The sequence below is a fragment of the Lysinibacillus sp. CTST325 genome (genome assembly GCF_054665055.1).
In genome coordinates, this window is sequence record NZ_BAAFHO010000011.1 from 1 (window position 1) to 23,341 (window position 23,341).

22 protein-coding genes and 1 pseudogene are annotated in these 23,341 nt (G+C 36.1%); 10 read left to right on the forward strand and 13 right to left on the reverse strand.

Annotation, left to right across the window (positions count from 1 at the left end; genetic code table 11):
- On the reverse strand, positions 1-221 hold a 221-nt coding region (locus tag ACYQ73_RS20165; RefSeq protein WP_460014103.1), incomplete at its 3' end, for an IS110 family transposase.
- A gap of 324 nt (positions 222-545) precedes the next feature.
- On the opposite strand from ACYQ73_RS20165, the gene ACYQ73_RS20170 reads away from it, so the two are divergent.
- Positions 546-839, forward strand: a complete 294-nt coding sequence (locus ACYQ73_RS20170; protein ID WP_460014104.1) for a 3-isopropylmalate dehydrogenase — start codon at positions 546-548, stop codon at positions 837-839.
- Positions 840-1,488: 649 nt separating this feature from the next.
- Here the strand turns inward: ACYQ73_RS20170 and ACYQ73_RS20175 are convergent.
- Positions 1,489-1,998: a PCYCGC motif-containing (lipo)protein gene (locus tag ACYQ73_RS20175; RefSeq protein WP_460014105.1), complete on the reverse strand. Its 510-nt coding sequence runs from the start codon at positions 1,996-1,998 to the stop codon at positions 1,489-1,491.
- Between the two features lie 80 nt (positions 1,999-2,078).
- On the reverse strand, positions 2,079-4,391 hold the full coding sequence (locus ACYQ73_RS20180) for a YhgE/Pip domain-containing protein (protein ID WP_460014106.1): 2,313 nt from the start codon (positions 4,389-4,391) through the stop codon (positions 2,079-2,081).
- Between the two features lie 192 nt (positions 4,392-4,583).
- Here ACYQ73_RS20180 and ACYQ73_RS20185 point away from each other — a divergent pair, with 192 nt between their 5' ends.
- The 5 genes from ACYQ73_RS20185 to ACYQ73_RS20205 all read left to right on the forward strand — a co-directional run bounded on the left by ACYQ73_RS20185 (position 4,584) and on the right by ACYQ73_RS20205 (position 10,052).
- On the forward strand, positions 4,584-5,063 hold the full coding sequence (locus ACYQ73_RS20185; protein ID WP_460014107.1) for a thioredoxin family protein: 480 nt from the start codon (positions 4,584-4,586) through the stop codon (positions 5,061-5,063).
- 148 nt (positions 5,064-5,211) lie between these two features.
- A complete protein-coding gene (locus tag ACYQ73_RS20190) occupies positions 5,212-5,913 on the forward strand; it encodes a tetratricopeptide repeat protein (RefSeq protein ID WP_460014108.1) in 702 nt (233 codons plus the stop codon).
- A 299-nt stretch (positions 5,914-6,212) separates the two neighbouring features.
- Positions 6,213-8,393 carry a bifunctional diguanylate cyclase/phosphodiesterase gene (locus tag ACYQ73_RS20195; RefSeq protein WP_460014109.1) on the forward strand — a complete coding sequence of 727 codons (2,181 nt, stop codon included), beginning with the start codon at positions 6,213-6,215 and terminating at the stop codon, positions 8,391-8,393.
- 170 nt (positions 8,394-8,563) lie between these two features.
- On the forward strand, positions 8,564-9,121 hold the full coding sequence (locus tag ACYQ73_RS20200; protein ID WP_460014110.1) for a hypothetical protein: 558 nt from the start codon (positions 8,564-8,566) through the stop codon (positions 9,119-9,121).
- A 277-nt stretch (positions 9,122-9,398) separates the two neighbouring features.
- Positions 9,399-10,052, forward strand: a complete 654-nt coding sequence (locus tag ACYQ73_RS20205) for an alpha/beta hydrolase (RefSeq protein WP_460014111.1) — start codon at positions 9,399-9,401, stop codon at positions 10,050-10,052.
- A gap of 444 nt (positions 10,053-10,496) precedes the next feature.
- On the opposite strand, the gene proC is transcribed toward ACYQ73_RS20205, so the two are convergent.
- On the reverse strand, positions 10,497-11,297 hold the full coding sequence (gene proC, locus ACYQ73_RS20210) for a pyrroline-5-carboxylate reductase (protein ID WP_460014112.1): 801 nt from the start codon (positions 11,295-11,297) through the stop codon (positions 10,497-10,499).
- 680 nt (positions 11,298-11,977) lie between these two features.
- Here proC and cyoE point away from each other — a divergent pair.
- Positions 11,978-12,928, forward strand: a complete 951-nt coding sequence (cyoE, locus tag ACYQ73_RS20215; RefSeq protein WP_460014113.1) for a heme o synthase — start codon at positions 11,978-11,980, stop codon at positions 12,926-12,928.
- 31 nt (positions 12,929-12,959) lie between these two features.
- On the opposite strand, the gene ACYQ73_RS20220 is transcribed toward cyoE, so the two are convergent.
- From ACYQ73_RS20220 to ACYQ73_RS20240, 5 genes are all read right to left on the reverse strand, one after another.
- Positions 12,960-13,694 (reverse strand): metallophosphoesterase, encoded by a 735-nt coding sequence (locus ACYQ73_RS20220; protein ID WP_460014114.1) that lies wholly within the window; start codon positions 13,692-13,694, stop codon positions 12,960-12,962.
- 650 nt (positions 13,695-14,344) lie between these two features.
- A complete protein-coding gene (locus tag ACYQ73_RS20225) occupies positions 14,345-14,794 on the reverse strand; it encodes a helix-turn-helix transcriptional regulator (RefSeq protein ID WP_460014115.1) in 450 nt (149 codons plus the stop codon).
- Between the two features lie 170 nt (positions 14,795-14,964).
- Positions 14,965-15,369, reverse strand: coding sequence for a hypothetical protein (locus ACYQ73_RS20230; RefSeq protein WP_460014116.1), 405 nt, complete (start codon positions 15,367-15,369; stop codon positions 14,965-14,967).
- A 167-nt stretch (positions 15,370-15,536) separates the two neighbouring features.
- Complete coding sequence (locus ACYQ73_RS20235; protein WP_460014117.1) at positions 15,537-16,865, reverse strand: hemolysin family protein; 1,329 nt, start codon at positions 16,863-16,865, stop codon at positions 15,537-15,539.
- Between the two features lie 32 nt (positions 16,866-16,897).
- Positions 16,898-17,299 (reverse strand): MerR family transcriptional regulator, encoded by a 402-nt coding sequence (locus tag ACYQ73_RS20240; protein ID WP_460014261.1) that lies wholly within the window; start codon positions 17,297-17,299, stop codon positions 16,898-16,900.
- Positions 17,300-18,620: 1,321 nt separating this feature from the next.
- On the opposite strand from ACYQ73_RS20240, the gene ACYQ73_RS20245 reads away from it, so the two are divergent.
- Both ACYQ73_RS20245 and ACYQ73_RS20250 read left to right on the forward strand, forming a co-directional pair.
- A complete protein-coding gene (locus ACYQ73_RS20245) occupies positions 18,621-19,199 on the forward strand; it encodes a YdcF family protein (protein WP_460014118.1) in 579 nt (192 codons plus the stop codon).
- A 259-nt stretch (positions 19,200-19,458) separates the two neighbouring features.
- A pseudogene (locus ACYQ73_RS20250) lies at positions 19,459-19,664 on the forward strand (transposase); the annotation flags it as partial.
- A gap of 720 nt (positions 19,665-20,384) precedes the next feature.
- Here the strand turns inward: ACYQ73_RS20250 and ACYQ73_RS20255 are convergent.
- Both ACYQ73_RS20255 and ACYQ73_RS20260 read right to left on the reverse strand, forming a co-directional pair.
- Positions 20,385-20,879, reverse strand: coding sequence for a hypothetical protein (locus ACYQ73_RS20255; protein WP_460014262.1), 495 nt, complete (start codon positions 20,877-20,879; stop codon positions 20,385-20,387).
- Positions 20,880-21,107: 228 nt separating this feature from the next.
- Positions 21,108-21,248, reverse strand: coding sequence for a hypothetical protein (locus ACYQ73_RS20260; RefSeq protein WP_460014119.1), 141 nt, complete (start codon positions 21,246-21,248; stop codon positions 21,108-21,110).
- Between the two features lie 175 nt (positions 21,249-21,423).
- On the opposite strand from ACYQ73_RS20260, the gene ACYQ73_RS20265 reads away from it, so the two are divergent.
- On the forward strand, positions 21,424-21,552 hold the full coding sequence (locus tag ACYQ73_RS20265) for a hypothetical protein (protein ID WP_256469430.1): 129 nt from the start codon (positions 21,424-21,426) through the stop codon (positions 21,550-21,552).
- A gap of 44 nt (positions 21,553-21,596) precedes the next feature.
- Here the strand turns inward: ACYQ73_RS20265 and ACYQ73_RS20270 are convergent, their stop codons facing one another.
- Positions 21,597-22,169: a 5' nucleotidase, NT5C type gene (locus ACYQ73_RS20270; protein WP_460014120.1), complete on the reverse strand. Its 573-nt coding sequence runs from the start codon at positions 22,167-22,169 to the stop codon at positions 21,597-21,599.
- A 12-nt stretch (positions 22,170-22,181) separates the two neighbouring features.
- On the reverse strand, positions 22,182-23,297 hold the full coding sequence (ispG, locus tag ACYQ73_RS20275) for a flavodoxin-dependent (E)-4-hydroxy-3-methylbut-2-enyl-diphosphate synthase (protein WP_460014121.1): 1,116 nt from the start codon (positions 23,295-23,297) through the stop codon (positions 22,182-22,184).
- Positions 23,298-23,341: the final 44 nt, after the last annotated feature.

Sequence of the window (23,341 nt, forward strand, 5' to 3'; positions counted from 1 at the left end):
ATGAAACGTTCCAGTGTTCTTGAATAGACTCCTGTAGATTCAAATACGATATGAGGTTGCTCATCATATCCTTCAATTAAGTCATCAATTAACTTTTTAAGGTCCATAAATCCCGGACGATTGTGCGCAATTTCCTTTTCCAACTGACATTTTTTCAGCGCGTTATAGACAACCATATAACTCTTTCCCATACTAATATCAAAGGCGATAACATGTTTCATGTTCTCCCTCCCTATGTGTTTTGAAGTCTTCACATTAGCCTTATTGATTCCCATTTCTTATACACGATCTCAAAGGATCCAACATACTTAAACCTGATTCAAATAAGGTTGTGAAGTAGGTCAGTTTTTTTTACGGATTCAAGATCCAAAGAGCTGCCCGACCTATTCTTCACCTCTACTATATAAAAAAATAGTAGTACGAACCAATGCCTTGGTCTGCACTACTAATCTTAGTATGTTTTCTTTATTGAACTAACGGAGCAGAACAATTCAATAAAGTTTTAGTTTTAGTGGTAAAATATGTTTATGATGGGAGGGATTTAAATGGCTAATTTTTTATTACCACTTATGGGCGTTTTTATCGTTATTGCAAATATCATTGGCTTTATATTCTACAAAAAAAAGAAAAATTTATATGCTGCTGCTTTTACAATATTGTTATCAGCAGTTTTGTTTGGGGCAATCGGTGGTGCATTAGCATTATTTATTATTCGTGATGCTTTTGCAGTATTTTACGGAATGCAACTAGCACAATATTTATTATTCAATAGTATCATCGTTTTCATTATTGCAATTTTAGTAACTATAATAAAAAGATATAACAACAGAACAACATAATTCACGACTATATTCAACTCCCATGGAAGAACTTAATCATCTTTCATTTTCTGTGGTGAAGAGCTGAATTTTGCGCTTCATGGATGGCTAACGGGTAGCATTTGTTGAATATTCGATTCAAATACTCAAATCAAAAAAGCGATGATCTCACATTTTTTTGTGGGATCATCGCTTTTTTCTATCTCAAGACAGTAAAAGCAGCAATCTAAACGAAAACGCACTTTTATTAAATTTCAATTAAAACGGACCTTCACCGTCCGATATATTGATTTGATCGTTTCCAAATGGATCATTTGCTAGTTTTCCAAGTAAGATGGCCTTATCTTTTTTTAGTTTTTGGTTTTCTGTTTCTAATTAGTTAATCTTCGTTTTAATGATTCAATAAGCTTATCTTTTGAACTTTCACTAACCGTCTGTTTTTTAGTGATAACCTTTAACTTCTGATTTTGCTTCTTAATTGCTTCGTCAACCGGCTTTATAGGTTCTTCCTGATAAGAAGTATAAGAACGTCTTGCTCACCCCTGCTTTGCGGCATATTTCGGCTTTTGAAACAGGATTGTTTACAAGATCATCGAGGAGGGTTAGCTCCTTTAAGGCAGCTAAAACAGCTTGTTTTTTATCTTTAACATCAAGATGAGTTTTTTTGTTATTAAGCAGGCATATCAGTCGGTGTTGGTTTTGCGTAGCCTTCTTTATAGGTGTTATCAATTGTTTGACGAATTTCTTTCAGGCTCATACCATCTTTATGCATTTTTGCAGATTGGACAGCAATTTCTAGGCAAACGAGACAACGAGTACCGTGATCATCCCAAACAATAGTGCCATCCTTACGTTTTTCCTCAATAAAGCAGTTTAAATTGCTTTTATGTCCGGCTGATTCGCCACATCCACAATAGCATGGCATCCATTCTAAAATTTCTGTAGACTGACCAGCAATTTGATACACTAAGCGAATATCTTCTGATTTATTATCTAAAAACGATGGTAATATATCAGCAGATGCAGTTTCCTCCTGAATATCTCCGGAAGCATGTTCATGTTCTTCATGTGAAGCTTCTTTTTGCGCTGCATTCTGATTTTTTTCAACAACCTGTTTATCTTCACCACAAGCACTTAACACTAATAACGACAAAGTAAAAATAGATAGTAGTTTTTTCAACAAAAGCGCCTCCTACATGTTTACAATATTTCCATTATAACATCGTTCACTTAAACATTTACAAGAAGCGCTAGCAAAAATTAATGAAATATATCTAATCCGCGTGTTTTGTTCATTAAAAGTTCCATTTTCTCACTCAGTAATTTTTTCATGAAGAAACCAAATAGAATGAAAATGAGCCAGAAGAAAGATAAAAAGGCAAGATCAATCCAGACCTTCGACCAAATAATACCACCAACTGCCTCTCGCATCATTCCAATCGCATAAGTGAACGGAAGAAATGGATTTATCATTTGGAAAAACTTTGGTAGTAATTCTACAGGATATGTGCCACCGGAACCTGCAATTTGCAACACTAACATGACAATGGCTAACGCTTTTCCAACATTTCCGAATACGGATACTAGCGTATAGACAACTGTAATGAACACTAAACTAATAAATAGCCCAAATGGAATAAAGAAGTAAGGAGCACTAATGGACCCATCTAAAATAACAATATCTCCTATTGTAATAATGAGCGTTTGAATAAATGAAAAAGTTGCAAATGTTAATAAACGTCCAAAGTATATTTGGCGAATACTATATTGATTATTGTCGTGAATATCTACAGATAAAAGAGAAATTAATAATAAACAACCAACCCAAATGGAAAGCACAGTGTAAAAAGGTGTCATAGCTGTTCCATAATTAGCAATTGGAAACATTCTATGTTCCTCAAGCTTAATAGGCTCCTCAAAGAAATCTCGCTCAGCGTTAACATCGTTTTTCAATAATTGAACGATTTCAGAAATATCAGCTTCGCTTTCTAATTTTCTTAGCTTGTCTGCAAGATCTTTAATTTTTGTACTTAAAGCAGGAAAATCTGATTGTACTGTACCAATTGTCTTATTAGCTGTTGCTAACATATCTTTAGCATTTGTTAAACGATCTGTTGCTTGAGGCAGTACACTTTTTACTTTTGTTAGCATGGTTGATGCATTTGTTAACGTATTTCTCGCAGAAGCCAAGGTCGTATGAATTTGTGGCTCTAGGTTATCGTTATAATGAGTAAGGAATTGATGAAGATTGTTTGAAGCGTTTTGCGCAACATTTTGAACATCGGCAAGATCTTTTTTTAGCGTTTCGACATCAATATTATTTAACTGCTGTACTTTAGTAGAGGCGTCCGTTAATAAAGTATTTAGCTGATTTAGTGCTGTTAGAGAGCTTAAGGAATAATCGGTTAAACTAGGGTTTGCTTGTAAATTCCCGCGTATAGCTTCAAGTTGTTCAATAATTTTATTATTAGCTAGCAACGACTTAACATCTTCAGAATTGCTTTGCTGTAGCGCCGTTAGGATGTTTTGCACTTTGTTGTCAAGCTGTTTACGTGTCGAAGCATCAGCTTGTGTTAATTTTTGAAGTGCTTCAAGTGTTTGGATGCTAGAGTTTACTTTATCACGGGATGTATCCAGTTGATTTTTAATCGTATCCTTTATTTGTGCAATGGTAGCTGAATCCACATTAGCATTTTGTATTTTCCCTATTATATCTGTAAATCGTTGGGCAATATTTTGTACAGTTTCTAGATCTTTTTTGATGATAGGGGACAACTGGTTGAACAATGTATCAGCTTCATTAATCAATTTTAAGCCTGAGTTGATAGTTGTTAGACCATCATTTGTTAATTTTTCAACCTCAGGAACTTGGGTAATCGTGTGGTTCAGTAATGTCTCAGCTTCTTTTCCGCCTTTAGCAGTTTTTGCTAAAAACGTTCCGATATCAGGAAGGTTATGTTCGATTGTAAAAATGTAATTTTCGAATTTCTTAAAATCTGGAATTTCCTTTTCCATCTCCACACCGACCGTATTAAAAATAGAAAAAAGTGTTCCGCTGACAGTTGAAATAAACTCACTAGAAACTTGTTGCGTCAGTCCGCTTGCACCTTTACTTGTAATTTTGGGTGCGATTGGATTTATTTTTTCGTTTACATAATAATCGATATGCGCTTTAGTAGGCACATTTGATAGTATGGAGGTCAGCTTTTGAGAAAAATCACTAGGGACAACAATAACCGCAAAATAGTTACCGTTTTTTAAATTATCAATGGCTTGTTCATGAGAAGTAAATTCCCAAGTAAAGTTTTGATTGGTACTTAAATTGTCTACTACCTCGTTACCGACATTAATATCTTCTCCTCTAACATTCGCTCCTGTGTCTTCATTGACAATAGCAATTTTCATGTTGGCTGTATGTGCATAGGGATCCATAGATGCATAAATATTGAGCCACGCATAAAGAGAAGGTAAAAAAATGAGTCCACCAATAATGACAGCAACTACCCAGTTTGTTAAGATATTATGGATATCACTTTTATAAATTTGAAAAATATTTCGGATAGTGTGTTTCATATTAACCACTCCATATTCGTATTGAGCATTATATATGTATGTTCCCAAATTTGGGCCAGATTATGTTTGAATTATGGAAAAACTTATTTTCGAAGACTTATTAGTTTACTAGGTTTTAAAAACACTTTATAATCAATCGCGAATACACTAAAACTAGGATTTTTTGGTGTAAAAAAGGAGGAACATATTCTAGTGAAAAAATTACTAATTATTGGCTCAGTAATTGTTTTGTTATTTGCAGTAATTATTGTGCTAACAAATGTCTCGAACAATAGCAAATTAGCAGGCGCAGAGAAACTTTATGGCGACAAAGATCTAAAACAAGAAACAATTGATCAATTGGATGATAAAAATTACCAAAATATTATGTTACCAGACGAACTTGAAAAAAAAATAAAAGCTGGTGAAGATGTAAATGCTTATTTCTTCAGTCCGACATGTGTGCACTGTAAAGCTTTTACACCAGTGCTAATGCCTATTGCTAAGAAGCTTGGTGTTGATATTGCTCAATTAAATGTTTGGGAATACGAAGATTTATGGAATAAATATCATATTACGGCGACACCAACTTTTATTCGCTTTGAGGGTGGTAAAGAGGTAAATCGTTTTGAAGGTGCCTTATCAGAAGAAGATTTACGTACATTTTTAAAGAAAGAAGTATTAAAAAAATAAGTAAAGCGGAGACTGGATCAAAAGTTATTTTTGAACAGTCTTTTTTTAACTTCTAGTTAAGCCTCCGGACGCAATTATGCCGAGGCATAATTGATTTGTGTAGTGTATACTAAATATACTGAAGAGTTGTACATTGGAGGAATATTGAATGACAATGGATGATTATTTTTATAATGGTGAGCTAATGAAGTGCTATGAGGCGGCTAAGCAAGTTATAAATGAAAATGAGATAGCGTTAGCTGATAAATATATTAAATTATTAGAAGGGTACGGTTTTGCTAGCTTTACAAAGCCTACACTGGGTGCTGAAACTCAACATGCAGAACGAGCGGATGAAAGTTATCCTGAATCGGATACCGTAGTCGAAATTCGCGCGATAAAAGATGAAACAGAGTTTTCAAAGCGTATTAAAGAACTTGAGGATGTAGCAACAACAGGTACCTCAAATGAAAAAGCACAATCATATTTTACACAAGGTGAACTGTTTTTGTTTGCGCATCATTACAATGAGAGTGTCCATTGTTTTAGACAAGCAGTAAAAGAAAACCCTAACAAGGCGTTATATTGGGGCATCACAGGTCAAACGATGCATCGCTTTGGGTGGATGCCATTCGATGCACTTGGCTACTTAGAGCAAGCTATTAACTTAGATCCAAAAAATGCACGTTGGAAATGGAATAAAGCACTTGTTCTTATTCAATTAGCGAAGGATTTGCAGATGGCACCGTTTATGGCAAATGCTGCGATTACATTAGAAGAGGCAATAGCTGATTGTGGCGAACATCAGCGTTCCTTAAAAGATGCTATCCAAAATACAATAGATAATATGGATAGCTATGTATTTTCATAGCAGATAGAAGATGTCTCGAAAGCTGAGGCATCTTTTTTATTTTCATTCAGCACATGTTTTTTGTAGTGATACTTTTTATCCCGGAAAAGCCTGATAAGTGAAGATTAATAATCAGTGTAGGATGAAGAACCTCTCCTACTGATTAAAGTTTTACTTTATTTTAATATTTAGTCCTAAACTTTTATTTTTATTTGGTTGAAAAGTTGGTACTTATCGATAATTTTATAGTATAATTATACTAAATGCGTCAATAAAACAATATATGGAAGGAGCTTGTTTAGAGATTAAGAAGGGGTGTTATGATGTGGAAATTTAATGAAGATTTTTCATTTGTGAAGCAGGGCATTCAATTCATCCTATTATCACTGATGTTATTAATCGTAATTGGTTTGGGTAGTGATAAATTTTATTGGATATTTGGAGAGAACAATTATGTAACGCTTCATTTAATGATGGAAATGCTTATTACTGTAGTGACAATGTCTATTTCGATTCAGACATGGTTAATTACGCCTTATATTTTATCGAATAAAGTCCTCTATGCTGGGTCATTATTTTTAACGATTAGCTTATTAGAAATGGCTCACGCACTTTCCTATAAAGGAATGCCATTTTTCATTACTGAAAGTACGCCGTATGCATCAACATGGTTTTACATGTTTTGTCGATTACTATTATCGATTGGTTTTCTCATTATTTTTTTTATAAAGGAAAAGGAAATAAAATCGATTTATCGTTGGTTTATTTATAGCTTGCCGTTTGTAATCATCACTGGTTGTTTTGTCGTTATCTATGCCCCAACGCCTATATTGCCACCACTTTTGATAGAAAGTGAAGGTCCCACTGTTTTAAAAAATACTTTGCAATATATAGCTATAGCTTTCCATTTGGTGATTATGGCTTTATTACTTCAAAAGTTTAAAAAAGCACCTAAAATTATATTTTTATTATTATGTAGTTCGATATATTTAATAATGAGTGATTTTCTTTATACCATGTATCAAGATGTTTCTGATATTAAAAACTTCATAGGACATATGTTTGAGTTAGGTGCATCTTATCTTTTATTTAGAGCTATTTATTTTTCATCTATCGAAAAACCTTTCCAGCAGTTAGTTGATACACAAGAGCATTTAGAAAAATCTCGTGAAAAGATGCATCATATGGCTTACCATAATGAGATTACGAATTTACCAAATGAACGTTTTTTAATGGAATCATTAAAAAAAGATTTATACATATCTAAATCCCAAAAGGCAATTATTGCTATCGGTATAGAAAGAATTGCTGCTATTAAAGCGTCTTTAGGTAGTACATATGCAGACCAAATGATAAGTCTAATCGCGCAAAGATTGAAAAATGTTTTACCAGAAAAGTACTTATTATACTCACAAAGAGAAGATTATTTTGTCGTTTATATTGATGAGGTGCATGATACCCATCAATTGACGCAGCTAAGTCAAAAGCTCCAACTTGTCATGGAAGAATCATTTCAAGTACAACATTTTTCTCTCAATAGTCAATTAAATATTGGTATTGCTTTATTTCCAACTGACTCTTATAGGGAAGAGGAACTTATTAGATTTGCATTTTATGCCATGCATGAAGCACAGAAAACGCCAACACGCATTAGGTTCTATGAGTCTTCAATATCTAATGAAACGACTGAACGACTTTTATTAGAAACTGATTTACATGATGCATTAGCGAATCAAGAGCTTTTTTTAGAATATCAACCACAACTAGATTTACACACGGGTCAAATTAAGTCAGTAGAGGCTTTAGTTAGATGGCAGCATCCAAAAAAGGGGTGGATTTCGCCGGGACTCTTCATTCCAATTGCTGAGGAATCGGGATTAATTATACCTATAGGACAATGGGTACTAGAAACAGCCTGTAAACAAGTAAAGAGTTGGGAAGCAGCTGGATTGCCACCAATTAAAGTGGCAGTCAATCTGTCATTAGGTCAACTTTTTCAGCAAAATTTAGTTGAAATAATTCATGATGTTCTTGAGAAAACGCAATTAGAGCCAAAATATTTACAGCTAGAGATAACAGAAAGTATGACCATCAATATTGATCATATGACGACGATTTTACACAAATTGAAGGCGCTTGGGATTACGATCGCGGTAGATGATTTTGGAACGGGCTATTCGTCATTATCTTATTTGAAGGATTTTCCTATAGATTGTTTAAAAATCGATCGGTCTTTCGTTCAGAAAATACAATCGAACTCTACAGATAAGGCATTAGTTGACATGATTCTCTCTATGGCAAAGCATCTACAGTTAAAGGTAGTTGCAGAGGGAATAGAAGAGATAGAACAGCTATCATATCTAATAGAAAGCAAATGTGATACTGTACAGGGCTTCTTATTCAGCAAACCTGTACCTCCGCATATTTTACAGGAGAACTATCAAACGCTTCACAATGATGCAAAGTCTATTTTAGATTCAATTACTATATCGGAAGTATAAAGTGTTCATGCAACATCCTTGTTTCATCTTATAACAAGGATGTTTTTGTTTGCTATGTAAAACTATGAATGCCTACATTGTAGACCTAAACGTCAACCGTTTCTTTCTATTCTACAATCATGGTATGATAGTGAGGAAATGATTTGTAGATATAAAGGACGGGTTTTTTCATGGCACAAGAAGCGGCAAATAAATTTATTGAAAATGTATGTAATCATTTAGTGCGCAATATGAATATTACGAAGGTTGAGGAGCACTTTAAAGAAGTAATAGAGATGCAACGCAAATCAGCACAGTCTCAAATTGATTTTTGGGATATGTTAATGATAAATATGCTGTATTTTACTGAAAATGAGCAAGTTTGGGAAAAAGAATTTTTGAAGATGCTTGAAAAGAAAGAGTGGGTAAAGGCCACTGTACTTGAGGAAGAGCTATTGATGCATCAAATGCGTATTCGTCAGCAGGTCGCCGAACAAATGGATTCCGCTAAAGAATTGTTTCATAAGCAGTATGTGACAGACAATGTGACAGAGGAAGATATTGTTTACGATTATGCTTATAGCTCTGCTGGACATTCAATGCGCGTAGATTTATTAACGGTACTTGTCTCAACTCCAGAGCAATCAAAAGTGCTATTTAACGCAGATCCACAAGAAACGATTCGCATAATTAACGGCTATATTGCTTATCATACTGATGGTCTTATTAATAAGACAAAATTAATATAGTTTGGCTCATTCTCAAAAGTTGAGATAATATTTGTTTTACGCCATGTATATAAGTCGATCGCAGTACCTTGAGCGAGCCGATAGAAGAACAAAGGCTAAAAGCATACGTTCTATGATTACGCTTTCGTACATAAAAACTAAAAACATTGTGTTCCAAGTGTCTTATCGTATGCCCCAAAAACTATTTATGATAACGAAGCAATCCTGTTTTTGTCTAGATATTTTTTGCAGTATAATAAGGTGACACTAAATTCACCTCACCTGAAAGGAATTTTTTATGAATACACCATTTACATTTAAACATACACAGCCAACGAATATGGATCCAAATAGAAAATATCCAGCGATTTTTTTATTGCATGGAATGGGAAGCAATGAAGATGATTTACCACAATTAGTGCAGGGCTTTAAAGAGCAATGTCATATCTTTAGTTTACGTGGACCTATTACGCAAAAGCCTGGCTATGCTTTTTTCACAATCCAAGATATCGGTAAACCAGACCGTGAAATTTTCGATAAAGTATTAGTGGCTCTACAACGATTTGTGTTAGAGGCAATTGATGAATATCAAATTGATCCACATAAAGTCTATATGCTTGGATTTAGTCAAGGAGCAGTATTGGCACAGTCACTTGCTTTTGCAATGGGTAATTTAATTACAGGAATAGTAGCATTAAGTGGCTACACGCCAAAATTCGTGACAGAGGAATATGCAATTCGCCCAATCAATCACTTACATGCATTTATTTCACATGGTGATTATGATTATGTCATCCCATCGCAATGGGGCGCTGAAAGTAAAGAAATATTTGAGCAATTTGGAGCTACTGTGACATTTAAACAGTATCCAGACGGTCACGGAGTTACACCAGAAAATCTACGTGACTTAACTGCATTTTTAGCACAGGAATTACAAAATAATATTCAATAAAATGAAAAGCCGAGACGTGTAGGGTGTCTCGGCTTTCATGTTTTTTTTTTTTTTTTTGGAAATCATTGTAAAAAATGAAGTGTGGTTCTCAGCCAAAGCGAGGGGTTGATTTCCGTTCCGGCTGGGCGCTTTGTTGCTGATAAGTGATCGGATAGAACGGAAAAAAGTGATCGGGTAGAACAGAAAACTGCTCCGCTTTGGAGAAGAAGTGATCGGATAGAGCGGAAAACTGATCCGTTTTGGAGAAGAAGTGATCAGATAAGCCATCTCCTCCTCTTCGATAAAGAAACGCTCAAATAAATCCGAAATCTGATAAGGAAATCACCTTTATTTAAAACGCGAAGCATTCACAAAACTCCCTTGACTATTTTGTTTTCAACATAAAAACCGAGACATGAACGATGTCTCGGTTTTATTTCTATTCTTTAGTAGATCAATCAAGCTCTATTTTGATAAGCTTCGATCTTTGTTAGTCACTGCAGCAACTGCATCGTGAATTGTTGTTTCAAAATGATTGCTTTGTAATGAGGATACACCTTGAATAGTTGTCCCTCCCGGTGAACATACCTGATCTACAAGTGCCCAAGGATGTTCCTGAGATTGTATAATCATTTTTGCACTGCCGAGTACTGCATTTGCTGCAATATCAAGAGCCATGCTTTTTGGCATTCCTTCACGAACAGCAGCACGTGCTAAAGCGTCAATATACATATAGGTGAATGCTGGTGAAGCTCCACCAATTGTTGTAAATATGGAAAATAGGTGTTCAGGTACCTCGATTATTGTGCCAACTGTTTCAAACAGTGAAACGACATACTGTAGCTGCATATCTGATACTGGTTCATTCGCTGTAAAGCAGCTTGTGGATGCACCGATAAGCGCATTAATGTTTGGCATTACACGAATAATAGGGGTAACTTCAGATAGATAACCTTGAAAATATGAAATATTTTTACCTGCGGCTATGGAAACAATGACATGGTTGTCTTGTAAATGCTTTTTCACCTCTGGTAAAACATCTGGTAACATTTGGGGTTTGACACCGAGGATAATGACGTCACAATTCGACATAATATCTTCAATAGAGCTTGCGGCTTGAATACCGTAAGAGGTTGTTAATGTTGTTGTTTTTGCTTTGGTACGATTATAGCCATAAATAAAAGTAGGATCAAAATCTCCGCTTTTACACATTCCTTTAATAATGGCCGTTGTCATATTTCCAAGGCCGATAAATCCGTATTTCACGTGGTAGACACTCCTTCATATAGTTAAAACATACACCTTAGTATAGAGTAGATTGTTTTACTTGAATAGTAATATGCAAAGAATCAAGCCAATTAGGTTCAAATTCACGTCAGTCGGTGGTATCATAGAAGATGTTGTGAATGAACGTGTATCTCTATTTTCATTAGGTAGAATATAAAGAGTAAGAAAATCATGTACTTTATGTGAACATTGGGACAGACTCTATCTAAAAGAGGTAGAATAATAATTTGATATGTCTCATTTTTTTTAGCGAATTTTTTTGTAGCGAAAGCAACGCGTCAGCTACAGAAGTCAACCATCCCTATAGATGGTGATGAATGCGGGTGTAAGCTACTTGGCAAAGAATGTGCCAACATCCGCTGATATAGAGGAACTCAGTCTAAGAACGTCACGTCCTGTGGCAACGACTGAGTGACCAACATCACGTTGGCCCAATGCCTCCGGCGGATGTCACGGAATCGGAAAGGAGTTCTTAAAGGATGTTAGCCTAAAATCATCGCATCCATGCGATAACGGCTAACTGACCTGCATCCTGCAGGCCTAAGCACAAAGCCGATTCCGGACGCAATTATGCCGAGGCATAATTGATTGCATGCAAAATTTGTCGCTTTCTAATGGTAAAGCGTGTAGAAATTAAGAGAGAAAAGGAATTAAGATGAATGGAACAAAATCTAAAAACGGAGCAAAAACTACATTCTTCCAAGAAGTCATTGGAGAAGTCCTCACGCTCTTCTATTTTAGCGCAGACAGTAAAAACAGGAATCATTAAATCCAATTTAATTCCTATGTGGGCTGGTTTAACGCTAGGTATGTACAAAAATAAAATGACTTTTGTAGAGAATATACCTGAAATTATTTTCGCGACGATTGGCTCTGCACTTGTTATTGGTGCTGCTGGTGCATTTAATAATGTGTATGATCGCGACATTGATGCTGTAATGCCTCGTACGCAAAGTCGACCAACTGTTACAGGTGAAATGTCAGCTAAATCAGCGTTAATTTTAGCTTTTGCCATGCTCATTATCGGGGCATCTGTGTTGGCACTTGCTTCACCATTAGCTGCAGCATTTGGTCTTTTAGGGGTGTTTTTATATGTAGTACCCTATACGATGTGGACAAAACGACATACGATTTATAACACGGAAGTTGGGAGTATAGGAGGGGCGATTCCAGCGTACATTGGTTGGGCTGCAGTTTCTACTGATATTACACACCCTGCGATACTTGGCCTATTTTTAGTTATGGTTATTTGGCAGATGCCTCATTTCTATGCCATTGCCATTCGTAAGCATGCTGATTACGAAGCAGCCAGCGTTCCAATGCTTCCAGTTGTGAAAGGAATGCGTCGTACTTATTATCAAACGAACTTTTATTTAATCTTATTAATATTATCAAGCTTTTTATTTGGCACTTTAAGTGTGGGTATTATGCTTGTTGCTCTATTGTTAAGCATTGCATGGCTTGTAATGAGTATTTACGGTTATCATAGTAATAAAGATCAAATAAAGTGGGCGACAAAAATGTTTGTTTTCTCACTTATCCATATGACAATTTTATTTACAACGGTTATTGTGTACTCTTTAGTAGGTGTTATTTTTAAATTGTATTAAAACTTTTCATTCAGCACGAAAAGCCAACAGGTTACTCTACACTTGTTGGCTTTTCCTTTTCCACCGATATTATTTGATGACTTGGCCATTCTAATGCGTGTAACTGACCTCCAAAAACAGCTCCACCATCTATACCAATGATATTATTTTCGCCAAAATAGACACTGTAATCTGTTGGATTTTGGTGAAGTCTATAGGTAGGAGTATGGCCAAAGATTACAGTTTTCTCGCCTTGATAACCTACATGAAATTCTTCACGAATCCATAAAAATTGCAAGGGATCTGTTTCTGCCAAAGCTACGCCAGGAACAACACCGCCATGTACAAAAATGGCATCCTCTAATTCGATGTAAGTATCAAAGGTTTCGATAAGCTGTAAATGTTCTTCGAGCTTTGGTAAAGACTGAATAAAGCTAGGTAATGTCTCATTTTCAATGACTTCCTTAAAATCGTCTAACTGATAACCGTAGCTTGCAAGTGTTGCCTCGCCACCACAAAGTTCCACCCAATGATTCCACGGTTTAGGATGGCCAGAGCGACAGGCTTTTAGCATAATGGCTTCATGATTTCCTAATAGAACACGTGCACCTTTTGCCTGCAATTCTCCGACCAAGTTTAAAACGCCACAAGATGCAGGCCCACGATCGATATAATCACCAAGTAAAAATAACTGATCTTGCACGGTATCATAATTTGCTTTTAATAATAATTCTTCAAAAAGTTCTAATTCCCCATGTATATCACTAATTGCTAGTATTCGATCCATAAAAGAGCATCCTTTCCAGTATTAGAGAAGTTATTATTAAGTATAGAGAATAGTTTTACAAATTTCGACTAATGTTACTTTTAACCAAAAGTTTGGTTGTAATGTTATTACTCCACACTACCGGTTTCTAGTTACACTTTATCATATGACGAAGTGATTTCATTTCTGTATTCATTCGTCTATAGTGTTGAAATAGAGGAAGAGTGAATTTGCTCACAGTGAATGGCATTTTCCGATTTTCATTTATAGGGGTGAGATAAATGAAATTAAAGACTCGTGGTGTATAAGAAAAGAGCAAGGAGAGGTGAGAGGAAATATGAAAGAAAGTGATACAACAAAAATAGGGGACCAAAAATACAAATGAGTGCCATCACTGGCAGTATCGTGCAGCTTTTATAAAGGTTCTTTCTACTTGTGTATAACGTAGAAGTATTTACTTCTACGTTATGTGCAAGTGTGCAGTACCTTAACTTCTTTCAGCAAATGTTCAGCGGATATTTAGATACCCACAGAAAAGTGACTGATAACCGCATTCCTCTCACCGCCTATAGGAGTGGGATTGCCGCTACGCTTTCACACAGACAATACCTTGTAGCTGCCGCTACGTTAGCACAGCGCGCGTAGGTACAATTATGTCGAGGCATAATTGATTATTCTTGAAAATCTTCCCACGCTTGCTTGGCTATTGACTCGTCGAATGTTGATAGTAGTCGATAGTTGTTTGTATCTAAAATTCGAAAATGCTGACTAATGACGTTTTGCTGTAGACGATAACCATTGTACTCACTAAGATTTTTCCACCATATGTATCCACCCATTGTCTTTTCCTTAGGATATAATGTTCCGTTATTAGCGATTAAGTCGACAACCTCAAGTGGATCCCCGCCAAGCTCATGCTGTAAAATGGAGCTTTCTCGGCATAATGCACAAACTGCCACCGTTGTAGTCCATCCAGTTTTAATACGACCTTTTTCAATTTGAACAAGTGTTTTTTTAGAGAGTCCTAGTAAATCACTCATCTGATCCTGAGTTAAATCTTTTTCGGTACGGATTAATTTCAGTTTTTCCGAAATAAGTGTGATTAATTGTTCACGATTCATCCAAAACACCCTTTCTTTCAGATAATTAAATACCATTATACATGAAAGTGGTATGAGATGTTTCCGGTTTCGCGGGTAACTGTGGTTAAATAACGGCTAAAGTATTGGATATTGGGACGTAAAAAAACAGACTATCCCGCAATCTATTGATTGGACAGTCTGTTAGATAGTTAAATCTCGTATTTTTTTGTGTCAGAAATAACGCGGAAATGGATACCTTTAATTTGAGCGCTTACTTTATGACGTAGTGTATCAATATCTACTAGTTCATCATTATCATTAACACATTCTGCAATCTCTTGTAATAGCTTCGTAAATGCCTCTTTGAAGAGTGAACGCATAGTATCAAAATCTAGGCTACGGAAGCTTCCGTCAATATCAAATGCCTCCACAGAATTTAATTGCTTTGAAGCACCAGCAAAACGATCATCGTATACTGTGTAGTTTTCATCGGTTACTACGATAATATATAAAACTTCACCTGTTATTGTTTTTAACTCAATGTTAGTTTTGTGTTTTTTGACGTCGGTAATGATGTGAATACCGTCCGAATGATATAGTTTAAACAATTTCATCTGTATTGCCCCCTGAAAATAGAATCATATCCATATATTTATTATACACGGATATGCCTAATAATGGAATAAGACAAAAGTATTTGGAAAATTAGAATGGTCCCATTTGAATGATGCTAATTGAGTTAAAACTGTTATAAACTATTAAGAAAACCGTATCAGTCAGATTATGCTTCTAATACAGTAGGCAAAATATTGCGGAGAGGACGGACCTCGATGTAATGAATACGATGGCCATGCTGTTCATAAATACTAAAAATATATGGGGCCAACTCAATATTTTTAGTTGCTTTAATACCATTATTTACTGTTAAAAACCAACCGCCCAATGTTTCGACTTCTTCTGCTTCAAGTGTTACATTTAATAGTTTTTCAACATCTTCAATGAGAATTTTTGCGTTTAAAATATAGTGATTGTCACTTACTTTTCGGATTTCTGCAACTTCATCATCATCGAACTCATCGCGAATCTCACCTACTATTTCTTCTAAAATATCCTCAACTGTTACAAGCCCCGATGTCCCGCCGTATTCATCCATTAAAATGGCCATATGAATTCGCTCTTTTTGCATACGCACAAGTAATGCTTGAATAGGAATCGTTTCAATTACTCGAATAACAGGATTAATGAAATCTTCAAGGACTAATGAATCGTCTGTAAGTTGCTCAAGCAAACCGTGTGTAAACAATTCCTTAACGTTGATAAAGCCTAAAATATTATCACGATCACCATCATAAACAGGATAACGAGTATATTTTTCAGCGGCGATAAAATGAATCATATTTGTAAAAGATTCATTTTTTTCAATTCCAACAATCTCTGTTCGGGGAACCATAATTTCACGAGCAATACGTTCATCAAATTCAAAGACATTATTCACATACTTTAGCTCTGATTTATTGATTTCACCACTTTCAAAGCTTTCAGATAGCAGTAATCGTAATTCTTCCTCTGTATGTGATAACTCATGCTCTGAAGCAGGCTTCATACCAAATAGGCCAATTAATACTCGAGCGGAGCCATTCAAGAACCAGATAAATGGATACATCACTTTATAGAACACCATAATTGGTTTGGCAAAATGGAGTGTAATCGTTTCGGCCTTTTGAATCGCAGCGGTTTTTGGTGCCAACTCCCCGACAACAACATGTAAAAATGTTGCGATGGCAAAAGCACTACCAATTGTAAAAATCGTCATATATTTATCTGAAAGGCCAATCAAGTTAAAAAGAGGGTGTAGCATAAATTCAAATGTTTTTTCACCGACCATCCCGATACCAAGCGCTGTTACGGTAATACCTAGTTGACAGGCAGATAAGTACTCGTCTAAATGATTGACAACATACTTTGCAGAAATGGCTTTTTTATTGCCCTCCGCAATTAATTGGTCAAGTCTTGAGGAACGTACTTTTACAATAGCAAACTCCGTCGCCACGAAAAAGCCAGTTAAAGCTAATAAAATGATGAAAATCGATAAGTTGAGTATGGTCTCCAAATAGTCGTTCTGTATGAACAGAACGTCACCTCCTAATTATGAATAAGTAAAAATAAAGATTGCATGAGCGCAATACTTTCGGGAGAAACATTTTTTTTAATCTTTTCAATATATTTATTGTCTTGTTTGTTTATTTGTTCAAGTAGAGAAGTTACATCCTGCTCTAGGTCTTGCATTTTTACACGTAGCATTTGAACATCGATTTCTTCATGCGAAGTGTTTAGTTCATGTTGTATTTCTATGAGTGAAAGACCTTGTTGTTTGCGTTGCTCAATAATATGAAGTCGTTCAATCATTGTAGGAGCATAGTAGCGATAATTGGATGCAGAACGTTCAGCTTCTAATAAGCCAATGTTTGTATAATAATCGATTGTTCTTTTTGTAATGCCTGTTTTTTCCGCAAGCTCGCCAATTTTTAATCTCTCTGTCCCAATGCAAACACCTCCAAACCATCACGTGATACTTTGATTATAACTTGTTAGTTTTGTCAGTTTCAATTAGGAGAGTCCAATATTTCGAAATTGTAAGATTTCTTTCGAAGGAGGGGCTTATTTGTAAAGGAAAAAAAGCTTTCCTTACAACTAAATGTTAGAAAAGCTATATGTCCTTGAAAAACTAATAAGTCAATGAAATTGTCATGTTAAATAAAGTACGACTCTTCGGCAAAACGAGGGTTGCCTTCAGTTTCAGGCAACTCACTTTCCTGTGGGCGAGCACCGAGCTACTTCCACCGCTTAGTGTAGGGTCTCGTCTGTCTCGCTTTCACTACGGGAAACTTTGCTCTGCGACGAGAGTGAAGCGACAGGAACACTCTAGTAGCCTTCCATTCCAATCAACAATTGCATAGAACTTTTATAAATTTTATGCATTTTAAACGTAAACGCTATGACTACTCATTATAACCGAACCGAATAGACTTATAACAGTGATGCGATTGTACATCTACTGTTGCTGCTCTTTCGCAGAAAAATTTCTTACTGAAGTTTCGTTTTCAATATAACTAAAGTGACATGCGTGAAGATATATGTTGTGTAAAAGTGGTTGGAGTGGAGGCTGGGCGACTCCGGGAAAGCGCCCAGCCGGAACGGAAATCAACCACTCGTTTTGCCGAAGAACCTTACATCACTTAATAGTACGGGTTAGGTGAAGAAAAATTGAAACATCACACCATTCCGTTCGTCTTACTATAAAGCAGATTAAGATTAAAGGGAGAGAATAGTGTGTTGTATGAATTTAATTGTGGAGGATGAAATGAATAATATAAACTACGCAATAGTATCTATCGCAGACGTTGTTATTGTTTGCTTTGCTCAAGCGTTTTTTTATGATTCGTTTCTTTTGCAACTTTTTATTCTTCTTTTTGTCATTGTGCCTATTTAAATTTTCTTTTTGCTATTAAAATTCAAATTGAATTCCACAAATACTTACTATCTATATATTTAGGATTCTTTTGTTCTGTTATTATTTCTTCCTTCCTTTATATTCTTCTCTTCGCCCTCTAAAGAACTGCCACCGGCGAGCTTATTTTAGGCGTAGATGTTATATTAATATTTTGGACATCACCAATACAATTTTTTATTCTGAGCTTATGTAACTGTCGTTTTATATTTATTCCACAGACTGTTTAAGAAAAGATGTAAAGGGTAGTAATAGCAACGATCTTTTAGAAAAGCATAAAAAAACAATCTCATATATTGAAATTTGCTACCAATAATTTATATAATGTCAATCGTTACAGTGTATAAGGAGGTTATTATGAATAAGGTATTCAAGCTTATTACTATATTACTCGCGGCAGTACTTGTTTTTTTCCTTTGCCTACACTTACTTATCGTGTCTCAAGGCAAAGATACTGCGAAAGAAAATGCAGATTACCTCATTATTTTAGGTACACGTTTATCGGGGAATCAACCGTCTAGTCTGCTGTTCGAGCGCATCGCGACCGCAGCTGCCTACTTAAAAGAAAATCCAAATACAATTGCAATCGCTTCTGGTGGCCAGGGGCAGGACGAAATTGTGTCAGAAGCGTCTGTAATTAAAGAATCATTAATGCAATTAGGTATTGATGAACAACGAATCATTACCGAATCCAATTCTACTCGCACTCTTGAAAACTTTCAGTATTCGATGGATTACATAGACAAAGATTCCACCGTTGTAGTTGTAACAAACCGATTCCATCTATATCGAGCCGAATCCATTGCTGAGGATTTAGGACTTAACGTTACCGGCTTACCAGCTGCAACACCATCTGAATTTCGTATTAAGTACTACTCCAGAGAATATTTAGCTATTGTGAAGTATTATTTAGAAAAAATACATATCCTCACCTAGCATCGCAGAATAACAGCCTAAAAGAAGCTGCAAATAGACAATGACACTAACAATTAAACAAAAACAGGCGGTTCAGCCGGAGGGCACTGAAAAAGTCTATATCTTCTCACATTGCGAGGTATTCAATGATTAAATCGTTGAATACCCCGCTTTTTTCATTTGGCACTGTGACTCTACTGTTGTTTTCCGAAGCATTCCCCTCGCTTTCCGCGGACAAGCGCCGAGCCTCCAATTCGTATGTTTAAGTACTTGTTATTAAAAGTCGGATATACATGCCGAACAAGAGGACTTTTAAAATACGGAAGCATTTAAGCAATTAGCCGCAAATCGCTACAAAGTAGAAGCGAGAATAGTGAATTGAAAAACGGACACGGGTACGATACGGCATCGACTGCGGGTCTATTTGGCATGGAAATTCAAGGTGCTACAACGATATTCGTTGTCAATTTAAAACGGAAGTACTAAACGAAAATGAATAAGGAATAGAGACAGAAATAAGGCAGTTCCTGTTCAAAATTGAACAAGAAGTGCCTTATTTTTATCTAAAAAAGATTCGCTTTTATGAAAACGTAAGTTTTTCAGTGCCCTCTTCAGCCGATGTAGTCATTTTTCCAAACAGATATAGCCCAATCGTAAACGTTGTGAACTATTGCTATACGGAAGACATTCCATTAACCGTCTTAGGGAACTGTTCTAACTTAATCTTAAAGGAAGGGGTGTATTATTCCTTACGAACCTCTCTGCCATTAGTAGAGAAGAGAACACTATTACCGTACAATCCTGCGCAGCTATTCAGAATTCGCACAGACAAACTCTTTAACAGGCTTTGAATTCGCATATGGTATCCCTGGTCAGTAGGCGATGCCATTTTTATGAACGCAGGTGCTTTCGGTGGGGAAGTAAAAGATATTAATCTTGCCTATTGTTTGCTAATAAATAGTCTTATCGTATTTTTTCTTGCAATTTTAGTTACTTTAATTAAAAAATATAACAAAATAAAATTGTAATTTATCGAATATACTAAGAAATTATTTTTGGGCAATTACAAACAGGGAGCTTTAGTTGAATTTTCGATTCACGAAATATCAGAACAAAAAGACAGAATGTAATCTACACGTTTTGTAGATTAATTCTGCCTTTTTTTTAAACAGTAACAATCTTTGAGAAAACAGCCTTGTTTAAAAGTTACAAAGTTTCTTTTTGTAAATATGTATCATATAGATGATGAAGTGCATCTTCGCCAGTCATTTCTAGAATTGTTTCGTTATTAAAAATAAGTGTTATATTTGTGAGAGCGCTATCAATTTTATCGTCTTTTATAGTGCACGTAACCTTTACTACACCTGTTTCTGCTAGTTGTTTTTTCATCGTATCATCCCACGGTTGCTCAGAAAATAGTGGTGCTTTCCAAGTGCCTCTCACATGAAGCTCACTTTTTTCAGCGTCATAATCCCAGCGTACGTCACGTAAAATAGTTTTAAACAGGTCATTAACCGTAAAAGATGTATCTTTATAGTTAATGGCAATTGCTCGTACAGCATGTACATCACGACCAACTGCACTGGCTGCAGTTTCTGCTGCTGAATTTATGCCGGAAACCGCGTCTTTAATTTCTGATAATCGATCACCACAGCCAGTTAGCAACGCGCAAAGACATGTTATACAAGCTACCTTTGTCATCCATCTCACAAGTAGTCCCTCCAGTATTGCAAGTTGATACTACTATATTAACGAAAAGAAAACTATGAAAAAAGGGCATGAAGGCGGCAGATTGTGACGGTTTTGCAACGATGCGACCTCCTCTAGAATGCTCGAGAAATTGGAAGTTTGAGTATCTGAAAATTCAGTAAAAAATCTTCGTTCAGCAAATGTTTTGTAGCGAAAGCGAAGCGTCAGGTACAACAAACCCTATCTCAGAGGGTAGTTAGATGAATGATGGTATAGGTTCTTTTCCTTGAATGTCCAAGCACCAGCTGAAATAGAGGAACTCAGTCTAAGAACGCCACGTCCTGTGGCAACGACTGAGTGACCAACATCATGCTGGCCCAAAGCCTCCGGCGGATGTCACGGATTTTCAAAGGAATGAAAAAAGGATGTTAGCCTAAAACCTTCGCATCCTGCGAAAATGGCTAACTGACCTGCATCGTGCAGGCCTGAGCACAATTCAAAATCCGGACGCAATTACGCCAAGGCGAAATTGATAAAAGAAAGGGAGCGGTTTGTGATGAAGATTAATGATGAATTACTTGAGCGATTAGGAACTTATTTCGTGTACCATGCTGTTTATGAAAATTATGGCATTACCTTTGAGAATTTTGTGGAGCGATGGTTACGAGGGATACTTGATGTATAAAAGAAAAAGAGTCGTGTTCAATACATGAACACGACTTCAATGGTTTATTTAAAATAGTTTGTGATAAAATGGTTGGCTTCTTGCCAGTTATAAACTCGTACGACATTGTCTGGAACAGCAAGACGATTATACGGAGTGTCAAATAATACAACCGGTATTTTTAATTCCTCCGCAAGCATAACCGCATTATCATGCTTATCTTCAAAAAAAGCATCAACACCATGGTTTTTTGCTACGGAAATTTTATCATGACTACCGATGAGCTCGATATGATCATACGGAATAGATTGTGATTTAAACCAATTTACCGTAACATCTGATACATTCTCACCTCGAGCAGAGATATAATAAAGTTCGTAGTTTTCTTTCCACGTATTTAAAATATCTTTCGCATCTTTAGCTGCTTCAGATACTTCATACATATATGGCTCATTTTCTTTAAACCATGTATTAAAAGCTACACGATCGACAGGGTGGGGAAATGCTGATAAAAAATCATATTCGCACACATCGTCGAGTGTAATATTTATATTGTATTGTTTATTGATATGTGGAATGAGAGTACTAGGACATGTCACTGTTCCATCGATATCAATACCAAAGCGGGGCTTTTTCATACTAGCACCTCCTTAGGCTTTTGCTTTTTCTGCTTCTTCAGCAGCACGTTTTTCTGCCATTTCAGCTGCTAATTTATCGATTTCTTTTTTCAACTCTTCTACCATTGTTTCTTCAGGCACTTTACGAACTGTTTTGCCCTTCATAAATAGTAAACCTTCACCACGAGCACCAGCAATGCCGATATCGGCTTCACGTGCTTCACCAGGACCGTTTACCGCACAACCAAGAACAGCTACTTTTAACGGTACATTAAGTTTAGAAATATATTCTTCTACTTCGTTGGCAATTGAAATTAAATCAATTTCGATACGACCACATGTTGGGCAAGAAATAAGTGTTGCCATATTAGAGGCAAGACCGAATGATTTTAATAGCTCACGTGCTACTTTAACTTCTTCGACAGGGTCTGCAGATAGTGAAATACGTAACGTATTACCAATACCTTTTGATAGGATTGCGCCAAGGCCAGCCGCTGATTTTACTGTACCCGCAAATAATGTACCTGATTCAGTAATTCCTAAATGTAGAGGATAATCAAAGGCTTTAGCCGCCTTCTCATAGGCCTCAATCGCTAGATTTACGTCTGATGCCTTCATGGATACGATAATATCGTGGAAGTCCAAGTCTTCCAAAATTTTAATATGGTGAAGCGCAGATTCTACCATACCGTCTGCAGTAGGGTAACCATATTTTTCTAAAATATGACGTTCTAATGAACCAGCGTTTACCCCAATACGGATAGGAATACCTTTAGCCTTAGCTGCATTAACAACAGCTTCTACTTTTTCTTTACGCCCGATATTACCTGGGTTAATACGAACTTTATCGATACCATTTTCAATTGCTTTTAATGCTAATTTATAGTCAAAGTGAATATCAGCTACTAATGGAATATTGATACGTTTTTTAATTTCTGCTATCGCATCAGCTGCACGTTCATCTGGTACTGCGACGCGAACGATTTGACAGCCTGCTTCCTCAAGACGAAGAATTTCTGCTACGGTTGCTTCAACATCATGTGTTTTTGTTGTACACATACTTTGAATGAATAATTCATTACTACCACCAATTGTTAAATTACCGACACGCACGGGACGTGTATTTGTACGGTGACAAATTTCACTCATTAACTTTCTCTCCTTTTCGGGCCATACTTTCGACCGTCACTGAC